The organism is Streptococcus cristatus, assembly GCF_003944225.1.
Classification (GTDB): domain Bacteria; phylum Bacillota; class Bacilli; order Lactobacillales; family Streptococcaceae; genus Streptococcus; species Streptococcus cristatus_K.
Map to the genome: position 1 here is coordinate 1 of NZ_RJPN01000012.1, position 18,862 is coordinate 18,862.

Annotated in this window: 14 protein-coding genes and 1 pseudogene; 12 read left to right on the plus strand and 3 right to left on the minus strand. The window is 43.7% G+C overall.

Annotation, left to right across the window (positions count from 1 at the left end):
• Positions 1 to 478: mucin-binding protein (locus D8797_RS09510; protein ID WP_185780863.1), on the plus strand; the 478-nt coding region annotated here is incomplete at its 5' end.
• A gap of 418 nt (positions 479 to 896) precedes the next feature.
• On the plus strand, positions 897 to 1,613 hold the full coding sequence (locus tag D8797_RS09515) for a YebC/PmpR family DNA-binding transcriptional regulator (protein ID WP_125380464.1): 717 nt from the start codon (positions 897 to 899) through the stop codon (positions 1,611 to 1,613).
• A gap of 77 nt (positions 1,614 to 1,690) precedes the next feature.
• Here the strand turns inward: D8797_RS09515 and queG are convergent, their stop codons facing one another.
• Positions 1,691 to 2,815, minus strand: a complete 1,125-nt coding sequence (gene queG, locus D8797_RS09520; protein WP_125380465.1) for a tRNA epoxyqueuosine(34) reductase QueG — start codon at positions 2,813 to 2,815, stop codon at positions 1,691 to 1,693.
• A gap of 229 nt (positions 2,816 to 3,044) precedes the next feature.
• On the opposite strand from queG, the gene secA reads away from it, so the two are divergent.
• The 9 genes and pseudogenes from secA to pepC all read left to right on the plus strand — a co-directional run bounded on the left by secA (position 3,045) and on the right by pepC (position 15,430).
• A complete protein-coding gene (gene secA, locus D8797_RS09525) occupies positions 3,045 to 5,564 on the plus strand; it encodes a preprotein translocase subunit SecA (protein ID WP_005591073.1) in 2,520 nt (839 codons plus the stop codon).
• A gap of 16 nt (positions 5,565 to 5,580) precedes the next feature.
• Positions 5,581 to 6,612, plus strand: a complete 1,032-nt coding sequence (locus D8797_RS09530) for a 3-deoxy-7-phosphoheptulonate synthase (RefSeq protein ID WP_005591072.1) — start codon at positions 5,581 to 5,583, stop codon at positions 6,610 to 6,612.
• 1 nt (position 6,613) lies between these two features.
• The gene (locus D8797_RS09535) at positions 6,614 to 7,651 is read left to right on the plus strand and encodes a 3-deoxy-7-phosphoheptulonate synthase (RefSeq protein WP_125380466.1); all 1,038 of its coding nucleotides are present in this window, start codon (positions 6,614 to 6,616) and stop codon (positions 7,649 to 7,651) included.
• A 198-nt stretch (positions 7,652 to 7,849) separates the two neighbouring features.
• Positions 7,850 to 8,212: a holo-ACP synthase gene (gene acpS / locus D8797_RS09540; RefSeq protein ID WP_185761067.1), complete on the plus strand. Its 363-nt coding sequence runs from the start codon at positions 7,850 to 7,852 to the stop codon at positions 8,210 to 8,212.
• Positions 8,202 to 9,308, plus strand: a complete 1,107-nt coding sequence (gene alr, locus D8797_RS09545; protein ID WP_125380467.1) for an alanine racemase — start codon at positions 8,202 to 8,204, stop codon at positions 9,306 to 9,308. The genes acpS and alr overlap by 11 nt, the downstream gene beginning before the upstream one ends.
• A 28-nt stretch (positions 9,309 to 9,336) precedes the next feature.
• Positions 9,337 to 11,355, plus strand: a pseudogene (gene recG / locus D8797_RS09550) (ATP-dependent DNA helicase RecG); the annotation flags it as partial.
• A gap of 313 nt (positions 11,356 to 11,668) precedes the next feature.
• Entirely contained in the window at positions 11,669 to 13,129 is a 1,461-nt protein-coding gene (locus D8797_RS09555) for a nicotinate phosphoribosyltransferase (protein ID WP_125380469.1), read from the plus strand.
• On the plus strand, positions 13,126 to 13,950 hold the full coding sequence (gene nadE, locus D8797_RS09560) for an NAD(+) synthase (protein WP_125380470.1): 825 nt from the start codon (positions 13,126 to 13,128) through the stop codon (positions 13,948 to 13,950). Before D8797_RS09555 ends, nadE begins: the two co-directional genes overlap by 4 nt.
• A 133-nt stretch (positions 13,951 to 14,083) precedes the next feature.
• Positions 14,084 to 15,430 carry an aminopeptidase C gene (pepC, locus tag D8797_RS09565; protein WP_125380471.1) on the plus strand — a complete coding sequence of 449 codons (1,347 nt, stop codon included), beginning with the start codon at positions 14,084 to 14,086 and terminating at the stop codon, positions 15,428 to 15,430.
• Between the two features lie 79 nt (positions 15,431 to 15,509).
• Here the strand turns inward: pepC and pbp1a are convergent, their stop codons facing one another.
• Both pbp1a and recU read right to left on the minus strand, forming a co-directional pair.
• The gene (gene pbp1a / locus D8797_RS09570) at positions 15,510 to 17,666 is read right to left on the minus strand and encodes a penicillin-binding protein PBP1A (RefSeq protein ID WP_125380472.1); all 2,157 of its coding nucleotides are present in this window, start codon (positions 17,664 to 17,666) and stop codon (positions 15,510 to 15,512) included.
• Positions 17,659 to 18,264: a Holliday junction resolvase RecU gene (recU, locus tag D8797_RS09575; protein WP_125380473.1), complete on the minus strand. Its 606-nt coding sequence runs from the start codon at positions 18,262 to 18,264 to the stop codon at positions 17,659 to 17,661. Before recU ends, pbp1a begins: the two co-directional genes overlap by 8 nt.
• Before the next feature lie 67 nt (positions 18,265 to 18,331).
• On the opposite strand from recU, the gene D8797_RS09580 reads away from it, so the two are divergent.
• Positions 18,332 to 18,859 carry an SLOG family protein gene (locus D8797_RS09580; RefSeq protein ID WP_125380474.1) on the plus strand — a complete coding sequence of 176 codons (528 nt, stop codon included), beginning with the start codon at positions 18,332 to 18,334 and terminating at the stop codon, positions 18,857 to 18,859.
• Positions 18,860 to 18,862 lie beyond the last annotated feature (3 nt).

An 18,862-nucleotide genomic window follows, 5' to 3' on the forward strand; every position in this document is an offset into this window, starting at 1 on the left:
GATCAAGTACGTATACGAAAATGGCAAGGAAGCAGCACCAAGCTTCACAGACAGCGCGAAATTCACGCGTATTCTGAAGATCAACGTCGTAACGAAAGCGATCGTAGAAAAAGGCCCATGGACATCACAAGATGACGTGATCAAGGGACAAACTTCACCAGACATCAAGGGTTACGTAGCGGATAAAGCAAGCGTAGCAGATGTGAAGGTTACAGCAGATTCAGCTAAACCAGCCGATGAAGTCGTAACTTACAAGAAGGCAGAAGTTCCACCTACACCGACACCTGTTCCACCAACTCCAGCTCCGGTACCAAATAAACAAGTACCGAACAAGCCAGTGGAACCGAAAGTTCCTGGAACTACTGCTCTGCCAAATACAGGTGAGAAATCATCTTCAGCAGCAGTGCTTGGTTTAGGAATTGTTGCAACACTCGCAGGTGTCAGCTTGATTAAACCAAGATTGAAAGAAGAAGATTAATTCTTTCTAGCTTGGATAGTAATCACTGAAGAGTTGTGGACGGTTAGTTAACAGCTCGCAAAAATCGATAACTTCTTTACGAAGTTATCGATTTTTTATTTATTTGATTAGCGAACTTTGGTAGTAAGAAATGTGAGAATATTCTAGTAAAATAGGAGATTTACTGGAGAATGATAGGGATATTACCTCAAATTTATTAGTATCATTCGTTTTGCTATCGAGAAAATGTAATGACTGATCTCGGTATTCTAAAATGTATAAGGAACTAGTGCCCTAATTTTTTCTATCTTTAGTTTGTACTTCAGCAGATAATTTTAGGTAATTGGGGACTTTCCTGTTTTTGTTGGATGATTTTTCTCCTTTCCTGTGTTATAATAAGGAAGATTAAAATTGTAGAATAGTTAAAGGAGAAATTCCAATGGGACGTAAGTGGGCCAATATTGTAGCTAAGAAAACAGCTAAAGACGGCGCAAACTCAAAAGTTTATGCTAAATTCGGTGTAGAGATCTATGTAGCAGCGAAAAAAGGTGAACCAGATCCTGAGTTGAACACAGCCCTTAAGTTCGTTATTGATCGCGCTAAGCAAGCGCAAGTGCCAAAGCATGTTATTGACAAGGCGATTGACAAGGCTAAGGGAAATACAGATGAGACCTTTACAGAAGGTCGTTATGAAGGCTTTGGGTCAAATGGCTCTATGTTAATCGTTGATACATTGACTTCTAATGTTAACCGAACTGCGGCCAATGTCCGTGCAGCCTTTGGGAAAAATGGCGGCAACATGGGTGCTAGTGGCTCTGTATCTTATCTTTTTGACAATAAAGGTGTTATCGTTTTTGCTGGTGATGATGCAGACAGCATCTTTGAATTGCTTTTAGAAGCAGATGTAGATGTGGACGATGTAGAGGCTGAAGAAGGAAGTATCACTGTTTATACAGCGCCAACTGATCTACATAAAGCAATTGTAGCCTTGCGTGAATCTGGTATCCAAGAATTCCAAGTGACAGAGCTGGAAATGATTCCTCAGTCTGAAGTGGAATTAACAGGAGAAGATTTAGAAACCTTCGAAAAATTGTATAGCGTCCTTGAAGACGATGAAGATGTCCAAAAAATCTACACCAACGTAGATGGCTTCTAATTGAATAACATAAAAATACAGTCTGATTAGTATAAGCTGCGTTCTAAGGCAGTTTATAAATTAGACTGTATTTATTTTTAGTTAGTTAAGTGAAATTTTTTTAGGAATTGTTCCTGTTCCTCTTTGATAGCTTCTGTAGGATTTTTCACGGCGAGAATCATCTCAATCATTTCAGGATTGGCTTCGCGCACCAGCTGACTGAGAGCCCAGATAGCCGTAGCGATATGGATGGGGTTTTGCCCCTTATCGATAATTTCCAGTAGTTTGGGAATAGCAGAGCGATCATTGGCATTGGCTAGAGCAATGATGGCATTGCGTTGCAGGATGTTTTTGCCCCGCCAACTACCTGCTATATGGCCAAATTTCTCCTTAAACTGACCGTTGGAAAGCTCCAAGAAAGGCAGGAGCTCGGGATGAGCTAGTTCAGGGTCAATCTCTGTTGCGAGTGGATTGTCTAAACCTTTATTATAGGGGCAGCAAATTTGGCAGATGTCGCAACCATAGATGACTGTCTTGATTTTTTTGCGAAATTCTAGATCCATGATGCCCTTATCTTGGGTTTGAAAAGATAGGCAGCGCTTGGCGTTCATAGTCCCATCACCAATGAGGCAGGAGGTAGGACAGGCCGTCACGCAGCGATTGCAGTCTCCGCAGTCATAGTCGACAGGCTGGTCAGGTTCAATGTCCAGATTGGTAATGAGCTCACCAAGAAACATATAAGAACCAAATTCCTTGGAGATGACCAAGCCGTTTTTGCCGATAAAGCCTATTCCTGCTCGCCGGGCTACAGCGGTGTCGACCAAGGCTCCTGTATCCACCATGCCTTTATATTCAAAGTCGGCAGTCAACTCCTCAATTCCCTTTGCAAGCCGATCTAGCTTGTCCTGTAGGACATAGTGGTAATCCAGTCCCCAGCTATTGGGAGTGAATTTCCCCCGTTTGTAAGCAGTTTTTTGTGGCTGTTGCTTGAGCTTGTGGGGGTAGGCGACTGCGATAGAGATGATGGTCTTGGCTGAGGCCAAACTCAGCTTAGGCTTAATTCGCTCCTCAATATTCTTATGTTCAAATCCTGAATTTCGGCCTTCTTCTACGGCCAAGCGCAGCGACTTTTCCAGATAGTCAAAGTCATCCGCTGTTGTAAAGCCAATTTTAGAAATGCCAATGTCTTTTGATAATTTGATAATTTCTTTTTTGATATTCATTGCTATTATTATATCGAAATTATGAGAATTATGCGAGAAACTACTTCGTGAAAACCATGATTATTTAGCAAATCTGAGTGCAAGAAGAGTTAGGTGGATAAGCGTGTAAATTGAGAAATACCAGCCTTTCAAGCCAATTGCCAAATGGATTATTTCTTGAAAGATATGGGGAAACATGCTATAATGAGAGGAAACATTTATAAACAGAACATAGCGAGTAAGGAATAAAATGGCTAATATTTTAAAAAAAATCATCGAAAATGATAAAGGTGAAATAAGAAAATTAGAAAAGATGGCGGACAAGGTCATGTCCTATGAGGACGAAATGGCAGCCTTGACCGATGAAGAATTGCAAGCAAAAACGGTTGAATTTAAGGAACGTTATGCTAATGGTGAAACTTTAGATCAACTTTTGTTTGAAGCATTTGCAGTTGTCCGTGAAGGAGCTAAGCGTGTCTTAGGTCTTTTCCCATATAAGGTTCAGATTATGGGGGGGATTGTCCTTCACCATGGTGATGTGCCAGAAATGCGTACGGGGGAAGGAAAAACCCTGACAGCGACTATGCCTGTTTACCTGAATGCCTTATCTGGCCAAGGAGTTCACGTTGTTACAGTCAATGAATACTTGTCAGAGCGTGATGCGACTGAGATGGGTGAACTTTATTCTTGGTTGGGACTGTCTGTTGGTATCAACCTAGCATCTAAGTCACCAATGGAAAAAAGAGAAGCTTATGCTTGTGATATCACCTACTCAACCAACTCTGAAATTGGTTTTGACTACTTGCGTGATAATATGGTGGTTCGGGCTGAAAATATGGTGCAGCGTCCGCTTAACTACGCCTTGGTTGACGAGGTGGATTCTATCTTGATTGACGAAGCGCGTACGCCATTGATCGTGTCAGGACCGACAGCTTCTGATACGAATCAGCTTTATTACAGAGCGGATAGCTTTGTGAAAACACTTCAAAAAGATGACTATATCATTGATATCCCATCTAAGACGATTGGTTTGTCAGATTCTGGTATTGACAAGGCTGAAAGTTACTTTAACTTAGAAAATCTATACGACCTTGAGAATGTTGCTTTGACTCACTTTATCGACAATGCCTTGCGTGCTAACTATATTATGACCTTAGATGTGGATTATGTCGTGAGCGAAAAGCAGGAAATCCTCATCGTTGACCAATTTACTGGACGTACAATGGAAGGTCGTCGTTTCTCTGATGGACTCCACCAAGCGATTGAAGCAAAAGAAGCTGTGCCTATCCAAGAAGAATCAAAGACATCTGCTTCGATTACTTACCAGAACCTTTTCCGTATGTATAAAAAACTATCAGGGATGACAGGGACTGGTAAAACAGAAGAAGAAGAATTCCGTGAAATTTATAATATTCGCGTAATTCCAATTCCAACTAACCGTCCGGTCCAACGTATTGACCATCCAGATTTGCTGTATCCTAGCTTGGAAGCGAAGTTTAAAGCAGTCGTGGAAGACGTCAAGGAACGCTACAAAACAGGTCAGCCTGTCTTGGTCGGTACAGTATCGGTTGACACGAGTGACTATCTTTCTCAAAAATTAGTGGCTGCGGGAATTCCTCATGAAGTTCTGAACGCTAAAAACCACTATAAAGAAGCACAGATTATCATGAATGCTGGTCAGCGTGGAGCTATTACTATTGCGACCAACATGGCTGGACGTGGTACAGATATCAAGCTAGGTGAAGGTGTGCGTGAATTGGGTGGACTTTGTGTCATTGGTACAGAGCGCCATGAAAGCCGCCGGATTGATAACCAGCTTCGTGGACGTTCAGGTCGTCAAGGGGATCCAGGTGAATCACAATTCTACCTATCTCTAGAAGACGATTTGATGAAACGCTTCGGTTCAGAGCGTATTAAGGCCTTGCTAGACCGGATGAATCTGAGCGAAGAAGAGTCTGTCATCAAGTCTCGGATGCTAACGCGTCAGGTGGAAGCAGCCCAAAAACGGGTTGAAGGAAATAACTACGATACTCGGAAGCAAGTCCTCCAATATGACGATGTCATGCGCGAACAACGTGAAATCATCTATTCTCAACGCTATGATGTCATCACAGCAGATCGTGATTTGGCTCCAGAAATCCATGCTATGATCCGTCGGACGATTAATCGGATTGTGGATGGAAGCAGTCATTCAGATCATGATGAAAAGATAGAAGCGATTCTGAATTTTGCTAAATATAACCTTGTAGCAGAGGATTCTATCTCAGCTGACGATTTAGAAGGTAAATCGAATCAAGAGATCAAAGATTACTTGATGGAACGAGCTTCTGAAGTTTATGCCAATCAGGTTTCTAAACTTCGTGATGAGGAAGCAGTTCAAGAGTTCCAAAAAGTGCTGATCCTACGCGTTGTAGATAACAAATGGACAGATCATATCGACGCCTTGGATCAATTGCGTCAGGCTGTGGGGCTTCGCGGCTATGCTCAGAACAACCCAGTTGTTGAGTATCAGGCAGAAGGTTTCCGGATGTTTAATGATATGATCGGCTCTATCGAGTTTGATGTGACTCGTCTTATGATGAAAGCACAGATCCATGAGCAAGAACGTCCACGTACAGAGCACAGTATCAGCACGACGGCTACTCGAAACATTGCTGCCCAAAACCCAAATCTTCCAAAAAATGTTGATTTATCCTCTGTAAAAAGAAATGATTTATGCCCATGTGGTTCAGGTAAGAAATTTAAAAATTGTCATGGCCGCAAGAAGTAGTTTATAAGGAGAGAAGATGACCTTTAAAGCAACTAGTCAACCAATCAATGTAGCAGAAGTGCGTCAGCTTGCTAAGCTAGAAGGTTCTATTCTAGCTCATAAGCAAGAGCGAGATCGCCAACTAGAAGCCATTATCCGCGGTGAGGATGATCGCATCCTTTTGGTTATCGGTCCTTGCTCCTCAGACAATGAAGAAGCTGTCTTGGAATACGCTAAGCGTTTGGCAGCTCTTCAGGAAGAAGTCAAAGATCGGATCTTTATGGTGATGCGGGTTTATACAGCTAAGCCACGGACCAACGGTGATGGCTACAAGGGCTTGATTCACCAGCCTAATGCGACAGCGGCACCTAGCCTAATCAACGGTATTAAGGCGGTTCGCAATCTGCATTATCGCGTGATTTCAGAAACTGGAATGACGACGGCTGACGAGATGCTTTATCCAGAAAATCTTCCCCTAGTAGATGATTTGATTTCCTATATGGCGATCGGTGCTCGTTCTGTTGAAGATCAGCAGCACCGCTTTGTAGCCAGTGGGGCGGATTTCCCTACTGGTTTGAAAAATCCAACATCTGGAAATCTAAATGTTATGTTTAATGGCATTTATGCGGCTCAGAACAAACAGAGCTTCCTCTTTGCCAATCGGGAAGTAGAGACGAGTGGAAATCCTTTGGCTCATGCGATTCTGCGTGGTGCCATCAATGAATATGGGAAGAACATTCCGAACTACTATTATGATAATCTGCTGGACACAATCGCCCAGTATGAAGCAATGGGATTAGAAAATCCATTTATTATCATTGATACCAACCATGACAACTCTGGCAAGCAGTATTTGGAGCAAGTCCGTATTGTACGTCAGACTTTGATCAACCGCGACTGGAATGATAAAATCAAGAAGGTGGTTCGTGGCTTTATGATTGAATCTTACTTGGAAGATGGTCGACAAAATGAACCAGAAGTCTTTGGCAAGTCTATCACAGATCCATGTCTAGGCTGGGACAAGACGGTCGAACTCGTCCATGAGATATACGATACACTAGGTAAATAATATGGCATTTATAGAAAAAGGTCAGGAAATTGACATTGAGCAGATCAAGTCTGCAACGATTTTGTCAGACCAAGCTCTACAAAAGAAAAATCAGCGCGACCAGGAATTGGCTGCTATCATCAAGGGAGAAGATCAACGCTTGCTCTTGGTTATCGGTCCCTGCTCATCTGACAATGAAGAGGCGGTGCTGGAGTATGCTCGTCGGTTGGCTGACCTGCAGCAGAAGGTGGCGGATAAGATCTTTATCGTCATGCGGGTCTATACTGCTAAGCCTCGGACTAATGGTGACGGCTATAAAGGGCTCGTTCACCAGCCAGATACTTCAAAAAGTCCAAGTTTGATTAATGGGCTAAAGGCAGTGCGCCAGCTTCATTATCGAGTTATTACTGAGACGGGCTTGACCACTGCTGATGAAATGCTCTATCCTTCTAATCTAGTGCTGGTAGATGATTTGGTTAGTTACCATGCCGTAGGTGCTCGTTCGGTCGAAGACCAAGAACATCGTTTTGTAGCTTCTGGTATTGATGCGCCAGTCGGTATGAAAAATCCAACATCTGGCAATCTTGGGGTCATGTTTAATGCCGTCTATGCTGCTCAAAATAAGCAAATCTTCCTTTATCATGGCCAAGAAGTGGAAACTCTAGGCAATCCCCTGGCGCATGTGATTTTGCGTGGTGCTTTAGATGAGTACGGTAAAAACAAGCCTAACTTCTATTACGAAAATCTTCTGGATGTGATCAAACACTATGAAGAAATGAAACTATCCAATCCTTTCATCCTGATTGATACCAATCATGATAATTCTGGCAAGCAGTATTTGGAGCAGATCCGTATTATCCGTCAGACTCTGATCAACTGTGCTTGGAATGAGCAAATCAAGAAGGCTGTGCGTGGATTCATGATTGAGTCCTATTTGGAGGATGGCCGCCAGAATGAGCCAGAAGTCTTTGGTAAGTCCATTACCGATCCTTGCTTGGGCTGGGATAAGACAGAAGAACTCGTTCAGGAAATCTATGAGACCTTAGAAAAAGAAGCTTAAATAGAAAGGATTAGGAGGCTTTGGTAGAAGTCTACTAATGAATATAGGCAAGTTCATACTCTACGAAAATCTAATTTTGATGATGTTAAACCTATTTGATGCATTTCAGTGTCATTCTCATCGGTTTGCCTTGTCGAAATTAGATTTTCTTTCAATCTCCTTGGGAGAAGGGGCTTGCTTTGTATTCCTGATAGAAGTATGATAAGAGGACACGGAATAGATATAGAAGAGATTTCCAGCATTGGTCGGGCCTACGAGAAGAATGAGCGCTTTGCTGAGAAAATCTTGACAGCTCAGGAGTTGGCTCGGTTTAGCTCCTTAAAGGGCAAGCGAAAGCTGGAATATTTGGCAGGTCGCTGGTCAGCTAAAGAAGCCTTTGCCAAGGCTTGGGGGACCGGTATTGGCCCTGTGACTTTTCAAGATTTGGAAATTTTAAATGATGATAAGGGGGCACCTTATTTTAGTAAGTCCCCCTTTGCTGGTTCGGTATGGCTATCAATCAGTCATGCTGGAAATCTGGTGACCGCCAGTGTGATTTTGGAGGAAGACAATGAAAGCTAGTCTACATAGACCCACTAAAGCAGTCATAGACCTGTCTGCTATTGCATTTAATATTGAGCAAATTGCGGCTCATATTCCCCAGTCAGTCCAGAAGTGGGCAGTAGTCAAGGCCAATGCTTATGGACATGGCGCAGTTCCTGTCTCTCAGCATATCCAGCCACTGGTAGACGGTTTTTGTGTGTCCAATATTGACGAAGCCCTCGAACTACGAGAAGCTGGCATTGATAAATCCATTCTTATTTTGGGTGTTTCTTCATTGGAGGCTGTGCCTTTAGCGATCCAGCAGCAGATTACCTTGACGGTAGCCAGTCTAGCTTGGCTGGAGGAGCTCTTGAGCCAGCAAGCTAATCTGACAGGCTTGACCGTTCATATCAAGATTGATTCAGGCATGGGACGCATTGGCTTCCGTGATAGTCAAGAGGCTCAGCAAGCAATTAGCCGCCTGCAAGCAGCAGGAGCTGTGGTAGAAGGAATTTTCACTCATTTTGCAACAGCTGACGAATCAGATACAAGTCATTTTGTAGCTCAATTAAGTCGCTTCAAAGAGGTCTTGAGTGAGTTAGCTTTCTTGCCGCCGATTGTGCATGCTAGCAACTCTGCCACAACTCTTTGGCACAGTGAAACGATTATGAATGCTGTTCGGCTGGGCGATATTATCTATGGGTTGAATCCTAGCGGACGAGTGCTGGACTTGCCATATGAGGTCAAACCAGCTCTGAGCTTAAAATCTGCTCTGGTTCACGTCAAAGAAATTCAAGCTGGCGCCCATGTCGGTTATGGGGCGACCTATACCAGTGATAGCCAGCAAATCATTGGAACCATTCCTTTGGGTTATGCTGATGGCTGGACCCGGGATATGCAGGGCTTTGATGTCTTGATCGATGGTCAGCGCTGTCCAATTGTCGGTCGGGTTTCCATGGATCAGATCACAGTGCGTCTACCTCGAGTCTATCCTTTGGGAACGAAGGTGGTCTTGATTGGCCAGAGCGGCGCCGAGCTTATCACAGCAACGGATGTGGCAGAAAAGCGTGGTACAATTAACTATGAAGTGGTCTGCTTAATCAGCGACAGGGTACCGAGAGAGTATAAAAAGTAAAAGATAATCAAGAAGAAGGAAAGAAGATAGGATGAATCTGCATCAGGCTTTGACGGCCCTGCCAGGAGTGGGACCAAAATCGGCTGAAAAATTTAAAAAACTAGGTCTTGAGAGCCTGCAGGATCTCCTGCTCTATTTTCCTTTTCGCTATGAAGATTTTAAGAGTAAGAATGTCCTTGATTTAGAAGATGGAGAAAAGGCGGTCATTTCTGGGATTGTCGCGACTCCAGCTAATGTTCAGTATTATGGCTACAAGCGCAATCGTCTGCGTTTCACAATCAAGCAGGGAGAAGTAGCGATTGCAGTCAATTTTTTTAATCAGCCTTATCTGGCAGATAAGATCGAACTGGGAGCGACGGTGGCTATTTTTGGTAAATGGGATAAAGCCAAGGCTAGTCTGACGGGGATGAAGGTGTTAGCTCAGGTTGAAGACGACTTGCAGCCTGTTTACCGAGTTGCTCAAGGGATTAGTCAGGCCAGCCTAGTCAAGCTGATTAAGGTGGCCTTTGACCAAGGTTTGGATCAGTTATTGGAGGAAAATCTTCCTCCTGTCCTTCTGGAGCGCTACCAGCTTTTGGGGCGCATTCAAGCTGTGCGTGCTATGCACTTTCCTAGGGACTTAGCGGAATACAAGCAGGCCCTGCGTCGGGTCAAGTTTGAAGAACTTTTTTACTTTCAGATGCAGCTGCAGGTTCTGAAGCATGAGACCAAGGATGTCAGCCAGGGACTGGCTATCCCTTGGCAGGAAAAAATGCTGGCTCAAAAAAAGGCTGCATTGCCATTTTCTCTGACGGAAGCTCAGGAGCGGAGTCTGGAAGAGATTCTCAGCGATTTGCAATCGCCTGCCCACATGAACCGCCTCCTGCAGGGAGATGTTGGTAGTGGTAAGACCGTGGTGGCTGGTTTGTCCATGTATGCCGCCTATACGGCAGGCTATCAGTCAGCTTTGATGGTTCCGACAGAAATTTTGGCTGAGCAGCATTTGGATAGTCTGACTCAGCTCTTTCCTGAACTGAATTTAGCCCTCCTAACTGGTGGTATGAAAGCTGCTGAACGCAGAGAGACTTTAGCTGCTATAGAGTCGGGGCAAGTAGATATGGTGGTCGGCACCCATGCCTTGATTCAGGAAGGGGTCGTCTATCATCGACTGGGCCTGGTCATTATTGACGAGCAGCATCGTTTTGGGGTGGACCAGCGTCGGATTTTGCGGGAAAAAGGGAATAATCCAGACGTTCTCATGATGACAGCGACACCGATTCCTCGGACTTTGGCCATTACCGCTTTTGGTGATATGGATGTCTCCATCATCGACCAGATGCCAGCTGGCCGCAAGCCTATTATCACTCGTTGGGTCAAGCATGAGCAGTTGGAAGTGGTCTTGGACTGGATGAAAAAAGAGCTGGCCAAGGGCGCCCAAGTCTACTTTATTTCTCCCTTGATTGAGGAATCAGAGGCCTTGGACTTGAAAAACGCGATTGCTTTAGAGGAAGAACTCAAGGCCTACTTTGCCAATCAGGCTCAAGTGGCTCTCCTTCACGGTCGTATGAAAAATGACGAAAAAGAAGCCATTATGCAGGATTTCAAGGATGGGAAAACAGATATTCTAGTGTCAACTACAGTCATTGAAGTCGGTGTCAATGTTCCGAATGCGACCATCATGGTTATCATGGATGCTGACCGCTTCGGACTCAGCCAGCTTCATCAGCTGCGGGGACGAGTGGGTCGGGGAAGTAAGCAGTCTTATGCCGTTCTAGTTGCCAATCCCAAGACAGAGTCTGGGAAGAAACGCATGAAAATCATGACTGAGACGACAGATGGCTTTGTTCTGGCTGAGGAAGACCTCAAGATGCGTGGTTCTGGTGAAATTTTTGGGACCCGTCAGTCTGGTATTCCAGAGTTTCAGGTGGCGGACATCGTGGAGGACTATCCCATTTTGGAAGAAGCGCGCAAGGTGGCTAGTCAAATCGTTGCCAATCCTAGCTGGCGGCAGGATGCCAATTGGCACCTGGTATCCTTACATCTCGAAAAACGCGATTTTCTGGATTAGCGAGATAGAGTTTGGATTTATTAGTTTAAGCTTTCTGCAAGAAAATTCTAAGCCTTCCTTAAGCTTTGAGGCCTATAATAAAAGCATCAAAAGAAACGAGGTGGCAAAAATGAAAGTAGCAGTTAAAGTAACCTATAAAAAAGAATTTAAACAGATGCGCCGCGTGAACAAGACTTATGGAATCTAATATTCCAAGTGAAAGATAAAAGAAGATACCTCTGGAAGAAATTCTGGAGGTATTTTGCTATTGGATCAAGGCTTTCTTGCAATTTATGTTATAATATATAATAACTATGATAAAAGGAGCTCAATTATGTTTCCAGATGACAGTTTGACTTTACATACAGACTTATATCAAATCAATATGATGCAGGTTTATTTCAACGAAGGTATCCATAATAAGCGTGCTGTTTTTGAAGTCTATTTCCGCAAGAATCCTTTCAATAATGGCTATGCCATTTTTGCGGGTTTAGAGAGGATTGTGGCTTACCTGAATGATTTGACATTCAGTCAGACGGATTTGAACTATTTAGCATCTTTGGGCTATAATGGAGCTTTCTTAGAGTACTTACGTGATTTCAAGATGCAGCTGACCGTGCGTTCTGCTAAAGAGGGAGATTTAGTTTTTGCCAATGAGCCGATTGTTCAGGTTGAAGGGCCGCTGGCTCAATGTCAGTTGGTGGAAACAGCGATTTTAAATATCGTGAATTTCCAAACCTTGATTGCGACCAAGGCAGCTCGCATCCGCTCTGTGATCGAAGATGAGCCGTTGATGGAGTTTGGTACCCGTCGTGCTCAGGAAATGGATGCAGCAATTTGGGGAACGCGGGCAGCCGTTATCGGCGGAGCCAATGGGACCAGCAATGTTCGGGCAGGCAAGCTCTTTGATATTCCTGTTCTGGGGACGCATGCTCATGCACTTGTACAGGTTTATGGCAATGATTACGAGGCTTTCAAGGCTTATGCGAGCACTCATCGGGACTGTGTGTTCTTGGTAGACACCTACGATACCCTTCGGATCGGGGTTCCTACGGCCATCCGTGTAGCGCGTGAATTTGGGGATAAAATCAATTTCTTAGGTGTGCGGATCGATTCTGGAGACTTGGCCTATATTTCTAAAAAAGTTCGCCAGCAATTAGATGAAGCGGGCTTCCCAAATGCTAAAATCTACGCTTCCAATGATTTGGATGAGAATACTATTCTCAACTTGAAAATGCAAAAGGCTAAAATTGATGTCTGGGGCGTGGGAACTAAGCTCATTACTGCCTACGATCAGCCAGCTCTGGGTGCTGTTTACAAAATTGTCGCGATTGAAGATGAGAATGGGCACTTGCGCAACACCATCAAGCTCTCCAATAATGCTGAAAAGGTTTCGACTCCGGGCAAGAAGCAGGTTTGGCGCATTACTAGCCGTGAAAAAGGCAAGTCTGAGGGCGACTACATCACTTATGATGGTGTGGATGTCAATCATCAGGAAGAGCTCGAAATGTTCCATCCGACTTATACTTATATCAATAAAACAGTCAAGAATTTTGATGCAGTGCCGCTCTTAGTAGATATTTATAAAGAAGGTCAGCTCGTTTACGAGTTGCCGAGTCTGTCTGAAATTCAGGACTATGCCCGCCAAGAATTTGACAAACTCTGGGACGAATACAAGCGGGTCCTCAATCCACAAGATTATCCGGTCGATTTGGCGCGTGATATTTGGCAGGACAAGATGGACTTGATTGACCAGATGCGCAAGAAAGCCTACCAGACAGGAGCAGAAAAATGAGTCTACAAGAAGAAATCATCCGCCAATTAGGTTTCAAGCCCGTCATTGACCCAGAGGAAGAAATCCGCAAGTCGGTAGACTTTCTCAAGGCCTATCTGAGAAAACATCCTTTTTTAAAAAGCTATGTTCTGGGAATTTCTGGTGGTCAGGACTCAACCTTGGCTGGTCGCTTGGCTCAGCTGGCTGTAGAAGAAATGCGGGCAGAGACTGGAGATGATAGCTATCGCTTTATCGCTGTCCGCCTGCCTTACGGCGTTCAGGCGGATGAAGACGATGCCCAAAAGGCTCTGGCTTTCATCCAGCCTGATGTCAGCCTGACAGTCAATATCAAGGGATCCGCTGATGCCATGACAAAGGCTGTAGAGGCGACAGGTACCAAAGTCTCTGACTTTAACAAGGGCAATATCAAGGCCCGCAGCCGAATGATTGCCCAGTATGCTTTGGCTGGTTCATACAGTGGTGCTGTCATTGGGACCGACCATGCAGCAGAAAATGTTACGGCCTTTTTCACCAAGTTTGGGGATGGCGGAGCAGATATCTTACCACTTTACCGTCTCAACAAGCGTCAAGGCAAGCAGCTTTTGGCTGCCTTAGGAGCGGATCCGGCTCTCTATGAAAAGGTGCCGACGGCTGATTTGGAAGAAGAAAAACCGGGGATTGCGGATGAAGTCGCTCTGGGCGTGACCTATAGTGAAATTGACGACTATCTCGAAGGCAAGTCTGTTTCAGCCCAAGCCCAAGAAACGATCGAGTCTTGGTGGCACAAAGGCCAGCACAAACGGCATTTGCCGATTACAGTTTTTGATGAATTTTGGAAGTGAGAAATTCCAGTAAATATTCTCAGTTCTAGCTAGGACGTGAGATAATCCTGAAAAAGTTAGGCTTGCCTAACTTTTTTACTTGCGCTCTTTTTTTAAAGTTCTATAATAGATGTATAATGACAAGGAGGATTCTATGAATTCATTAAAACAAGATTTTACAGATAAGTTGTACGCTGCTTATGAGGCTAACCCCAAGTATGCGGCAATGGAAAATGCTATTAGCCACAATGGTCTTTTGACTTCTTTAGAAAAACGGACTGCTGCTGTAGAAAATGCACCTGTTTTCTCACTGGATCTCACCAAAGATAAGGTCAGTGATCAAAAAGCATCTGGCCGTTGCTGGATGTTTGCAGCTCTTAATACCTTCCGCCACAAGATGATTGCAGGTTTCCAATTGGAGGATTTTGAGCTGTCTCAGGCTCATACCTTCTTTTGGGATAAGTATGAAAAGTCCAACTGGTTCTTGGAGCAGGTTTTGGCAACGGCTGACCAAGAATTAACTAGTCGCAAGGTCAAGTTTCTCCTAGATACGCCTCAGCAGGATGGCGGTCAGTGGGATATGGTCGTGGCACTTTTTGAGAAATACGGCGTCGTGCCTAAGTCAGTCTATCCGGAGTCAATTTCTTCCAGCAATAGCCGTGAGCTCAATCAGTTGCTCAATAAACTCTTGCGTCAGGATGCGCAAATCTTGCGTGAGCTGGCCCTGAATGGTACAGATGAGGCTACGCTACAAGCTAAGAAAGAAGCTTTGTTACAGGAAATTTTCAACTTCTTAGCGATGTCGTTGGGCTTACCTCCTCGGAAATTTGACTTTGCATATAGAGATAAGGATGGTAATTACCATAGGGAAGCTGATTTGACTCCGCAGTCCTTTTATCAAAAATATGTAGACCTCAAGCTGGATGACTATGTGTCAATTATCAATGCGCCAACAGCGGATAAACCTTATGGCAAGTCTTACACAGTCGAGATGTTGGGCAATGTAGTCGGCGGTAAACCTGTTCGCTATTTGAATGTAGAAATGAAACGTCTCAAGGAATTAGCTATCGCTCAGATGCAGGCTGGTGAGACTGTTTGGTTTGGCTCTGATGTGGGTCAGTCCAGCAATCGCAAGGCTGGTATCATGGAAGCAGGTATGCATGATTTAACCTCTAGTATGGATATCCAGTTGACCCAAGATAAGGCAGGTCGTCTCGATTATAGCGAAAGCCTCATGACTCATGCCATGGTACTGGCTGGAGTAGACTTGGATGAAAAGGGTCAAGCTAAAAAATGGAAGGTAGAAAATTCTTGGGGTGAAAAGGTTGGAGATAAGGGATACTTTGTCGCTAGCGACGCTTGGATGGATGAGTATACTTACCAAATTGTAGTCAGAAAAGAATTCTTGACTCCAGAAGAGTTGGCAGCCTACAATGCAGAGCCAATTGTCCTAGCACCGTGGGATCCAATGGGAGCTCTTGCTGATGGCGAAATGATTTGATAGGATGAGCAATTGCAGAAAGTTATTGATTTATTTAAACTAAAAAAGATTGGATTTTAGAAATCCAATCTTTTTTAGTTTAACGATGTTCAGCTCCTTGGTTAGAACTAGTTGAGCTGCTGGTTGTTCCAGAACTTATTGAACTTGTTTGGGAACTAGAGTTGGTACTACTATGTTCTTCGCTAGATTCACTCGTACTTTGACTTGAAGATTCTGAGCTTGACTCAGAAGTAGAGCTTGAAGATGATTGGGTATAAGCGCGGCTGTAAGTAGAAGTACCATTGAGATAGAGATAGGATCCGCTACGGAAAAGTCCGCTTGGTGGTGTCCAGTCTTCATTGCTATTGCCTGTCAGATAGAGCATCATAGAGCGGTAAACATCGGTTGCCACCTTAACTCCATCATCTAAAACAGGAGTGAGGCGATTTGAGTAACCAGTCCAAACAGCCATAGAGTACTGTGGAGTGTAGCCAACAAATAGCTCGTCTGGTGTGACAATGCTAGAACTGTAGTAAGGTTTTGTCAACTTCTCTAGCTCATCATCTGCATAGTTGGAAGTACCAGTTTTACCTGCTTGATAGACTCCTGGAATTGCAGCATTAGTACCAGTTCCAGACTGAAGAACGGTCTTCATCATGTCGGTCATCATGTAGGCTGTCGTCTCTTTCATAGCTTTTGAACCGCCATTTGAAAAGACTTTTTCTGTACCGTCGCTAAAGACAACTCGGTTTACATATTGTGGTTTGTAATATGTACCGCCATTAGCAAAGGCAGCGTAGGCAGCAGCCATTTTTTCACTGCTTGCTCCGTATTGGTTACCAGATTCGCTTGTATTACTTGAAATCGCATTAGAATAATGCATTTCAGGATAATTAATACCAAGGCCATTGAGGAACTTCAATGAATTATCTAATCCGACTGCTTCCAGCGATTTGACGGCTGGTACGTTACGGGATTCTTGGATAGCGTATTGGATAGTAATCCAGCCATAATAGCGTTTATCCCAGTTATAGACAGGAGTAGATGTTCCAGGGAAATAGTAAGGAGCATCTTGGATTGAGGCAGCAGTGGAAGTGAAAACATTGTATTCCAAGGCTGGGGCATAATCAGTGATTGGTTTCATGGTAGAACCCCAGTCGCGATTTGTTTCGACTGCTTGGTTGGTACCAAAAGAAACGTTGGAAGACTGATGGCGAGCACCTAGTTGGGCAATGACTTTCCCGTTGGTAACATCCATAACGGTTGATGCCACTTGCAGTTCATCATCTGGATAAGCAACATATTCTTCCGTGTTGTAAATATCCCACAATTTTTTCTGTGCTTCGGTATTAACGTTGGTATAAACTTCCATACCAGTCGTAAGGACATTGTAGCCAGTTTCTTCTTCGACTTGCTCAATAACTTCTTTCAAGTAGTTATCCATATAGGCAGGATAGCTAGCTGAATTTTTCAAGCTCTGTAAGCCGTCGGTCACTGGTGTATTGATAGCTTGTTCGTATTGTTCTGGTGAGATGTACTTGAGTTCATACATTTCAGATAATACGAGATTCCGACGCTGAGTGGCAGCTTCTGGATTTGTGTAAGGGTCATATTGGTTAGGAGCCTGAGGCATTCCTGCAAGCAGGGCAATCTGAGGAAGGGTCAAATCTTTCAAATCTTTGCCATAGTAACTTTGGGAAGCTGTTTGCATCCCGTAATTTCCATTGGACATATAGACTTTATTGACATAGTAGGTCAGGATTTCTTGCTTGGTAGCCTTTCGCTCAAGTTGAGTTGCCAGCCATGCTTCTTGGATTTTCCGAGAAAGGGTAGCATCCGCTGAGGAAGTGGAGAAATAAGTCAACTTGATCAACTGCTGGGTTAAGGTAGATCCCCCTTGACGTCCGCCTCCTTTCAGGTTGCTTAGGAAGGCTCCTCCTATCCGAATGAAATCAACCCCACGGTGATTAAAGAAGCGGTGGTCCTCAATCGCAACGATAGCATCTACTAGCTGTGTAGGGATCTGGTCTGTTGACGCATTGACCCGCTTTTCAGAACCGAGGTCCGCAATCAGATTGTTATCGCTATCGTAAATCTTACTTGAAGTTGTTGCGACAAGGTCCTTCTCAGAGAGGGTAGGAGACTTGGCGACATAGTATGTGAAGACAAGAACGCCAGTCACAACTCCAATGATAAAGAGAGATAAGAGGACACTTGCAAGATATTTTAAGGCCTGCAAAAGGGTTTGTTTATTCATTTGTGATACCACCTAGTAGTTTTTGTTCGATAATTTCAAGGTAAGGGATGCTTGGAAATTGCTTTGTTTCGATTAAAAATCCATGTTCTTGAATGTAAGATAAAGGGAGGGATTTTCCGCCTTTATCCATCTTATAAAATGTAATCAAATAAGATGCCGGAAGTAGATAAGTCTCCCGCAAGCTAGAGAAGTGCAGTAAGACAAAGCAAATTCCATTTTGCTGAAGGACTGCCTCCATATGTTCAATCTGGTGTAGATGGAAATTCTTTAGAGGCATGGCTGTTTTTTGCCGTGTTTCCTTGGCCTCAAAGTCAATATAATGTCCCTTAAAGACACCAGAATAATCAGTCGTGGATGCCTGTCGGAAGTAGGCCTCGACAATCTTTGCACGACTGCGTTGGGGATAGTCCACTTTGACAATCTGAATGGGTGTCGGTTTCTTATGAATGACAGCGAGCCCCCTACTCAAATAGTAGCTGTTGGATTCGTTGATCATCTTTTCAAAAGACATCCCGCGATTGGCAAAGTTAACAGCCGTCTTTGAACCTGGATGGGCTAGTTTACTTTTTATCTTTAGCTTGTGAGGGTAGTTGACCATAAAACTCCTTATTGGTACAATAACATCACTCTATTATATCATAAAAATATTTTTTGAGGGAGAATAAATGACAAGTCTATTAATTGTAGGGTATAAGGCTTTTGAACTTGGCATTATGAATGAGAAAGACCTGCGCATCAAGATCATCAAAGAAGCAGTCAGACGGGATTTACAGCGCCTGCTGGATGAAGGATTGGAGTGGCTTATCTTCACGGGAAATTTAGGTTTTGAAACTTGGGTTTTGGAAGTTGCTCAGGAATTAAGAGAAGATTATAATTTCAAGATTGCTACGATTTTTCTTTTTGAGGATCAGGGAAAAAATTGGAACGAAGGAAATCAGGCTAAACTAGCGGATTTTAAACAAGTAGATTTTGTCAAATATGCTTATCCTAGCTATCAAAATCCGAGTCAATTTCGCGAGTACAACCAATTTCTGCTTCAAAATACGGACGGGGCTTACCTGTTTTACGATGAAGAAAATGAGACCAATCTTAAGTATCTTTACAGGGAGATGAAGAATCAAGAACAGTATTTTATCAAAAAATTAACATTTGATGATCTGAATGAGGTTGCAGAAATTTTTTCGGAAAAGTAGGGT

Excerpts from the sequence above, each read along its gene's own strand:
- pepC (WP_125380471.1), top strand. The coding sequence starts at position 14,084 with ATGAATTCATTAAAACAAGATTTTACAGATAAGTTGTACGCTGCTTAT.
- pbp1a (WP_125380472.1), bottom strand. The coding sequence starts at position 17,666 with ATGAATAAACAAACCCTTTTGCAGGCCTTAAAATATCTTGCAAGTGTC.
- acpS (WP_185761067.1), top strand. The coding sequence starts at position 7,850 with ATGATAAGAGGACACGGAATAGATATAGAAGAGATTTCCAGCATTGGT.
- D8797_RS09580 (WP_125380474.1), top strand. The coding sequence starts at position 18,332 with ATGACAAGTCTATTAATTGTAGGGTATAAGGCTTTTGAACTTGGCATT.
- recU (WP_125380473.1), bottom strand. The coding sequence starts at position 18,264 with ATGGTCAACTACCCTCACAAGCTAAAGATAAAAAGTAAACTAGCCCAT.
- D8797_RS09530 (WP_005591072.1), top strand. The coding sequence starts at position 5,581 with ATGACCTTTAAAGCAACTAGTCAACCAATCAATGTAGCAGAAGTGCGT.
- secA (WP_005591073.1), top strand. The coding sequence starts at position 3,045 with ATGGCTAATATTTTAAAAAAAATCATCGAAAATGATAAAGGTGAAATA.
- nadE (WP_125380470.1), top strand. The coding sequence starts at position 13,126 with ATGAGTCTACAAGAAGAAATCATCCGCCAATTAGGTTTCAAGCCCGTC.
- alr (WP_125380467.1), top strand. The coding sequence starts at position 8,202 with ATGAAAGCTAGTCTACATAGACCCACTAAAGCAGTCATAGACCTGTCT.
- D8797_RS09515 (WP_125380464.1), top strand. The coding sequence starts at position 897 with ATGGGACGTAAGTGGGCCAATATTGTAGCTAAGAAAACAGCTAAAGAC.
- D8797_RS09555 (WP_125380469.1), top strand. The coding sequence starts at position 11,669 with ATGTTTCCAGATGACAGTTTGACTTTACATACAGACTTATATCAAATC.
- queG (WP_125380465.1), bottom strand. The coding sequence starts at position 2,815 with ATGAATATCAAAAAAGAAATTATCAAATTATCAAAAGACATTGGCATT.
- D8797_RS09535 (WP_125380466.1), top strand. The coding sequence starts at position 6,614 with ATGGCATTTATAGAAAAAGGTCAGGAAATTGACATTGAGCAGATCAAG.